General features: G+C 52.1%; 1 pseudogene. It reads right to left on the minus strand.

The features are described 5' to 3' along the window. Positions 1–338: 338 nt before the first annotated feature. A pseudogene (locus HT737_RS31460) lies at positions 339–452 on the minus strand (FAD-dependent oxidoreductase); the annotation flags it as partial. Positions 453–982: the final 530 nt, after the last annotated feature.

Genomic DNA, 982 nt, shown 5'->3' on the forward strand with positions numbered 1-982 from the left:
GCCACACTTGAGTCAGGTCCAGCGGCCGCCATGAACGGATGGAATTCAGTACCGGTGAATTCCATCGCTCATCGAACTGATGATGGAGCCACCAGGTATTTTGAACACCGGGCGTGACCATGGCGAAAGAACGGCTTGAATGACGTCTGGAGAAAATCCAACGCCATCCCATGCGGTGTTTGCGCTGAGTTGGAAATAGTTGACGTTGGCTGGCAGCTATCAGCCAAAAGCGGTCAGTGACAATATTCGCAAAGGCTACCGCTCAGCTTCCCGAAGACCGATCTCGACTATTCGTTAGGTACAGCACCATCGCTGCACGAGCCGCATCTTTGATTACCTTCAGCCTCAACCAAGGTGATATTCCCGCCTTTATCAGCCAGGTGATACGCCAGCGAAGCGCCCACGATGCCGGCACTAATGACAACGACTCGTTTGTCCAGAGCATTTCCCATATCAACCTTCATTCTGTCGACCTGAAGGCGGTGTCAGTGTCTGCCTCTGGTCGGTTTCTGCTTGTCGTAACGGGCAGCCGTTGTCGTCCAGAAAGCAGATGTAGATTTGTCTGAAGTGGCGAAATAGCTGCCAAAATCATCGTGTTAAAGCGCCGCCTGAAATGGCAGCAAGATAAGCGCGTAAGTGTTGTTGGCACTTGAGGGTACCGAAAATTCGTTCAGCGACTACGGCAAGCGTCATCAACGACTATAGTCATTGGTGAGCCAGAGCGAATCTGACCATTCCCCTGCCAACCTGGCCTAATCCAATTCCGCGATTACACGGCGGATCTTCTTGTGTTCCTTGATGCGGAACGTGAACGTTTCGCTGCCGAAATCACTCAGGCTCAGGCTGAGATCGAGGCAGCGTTGTCTTTTTTTGAACCCCTTGATGGTGGATGGAGTTATCCCGCCGGGCACGTCGCATCCCACTGAGCACGTCCCAACCACCCATCTATCAAGGTTCAAGCAATGAATACTTTAGAGTTCGA

Source organism: Pseudomonas sp. MD195_PC81_125, from assembly GCF_014060985.1.
In the GTDB taxonomy this organism is placed as follows: Bacteria; Pseudomonadota; Gammaproteobacteria; order Pseudomonadales; family Pseudomonadaceae; genus Aquipseudomonas; species Aquipseudomonas parakoreensis.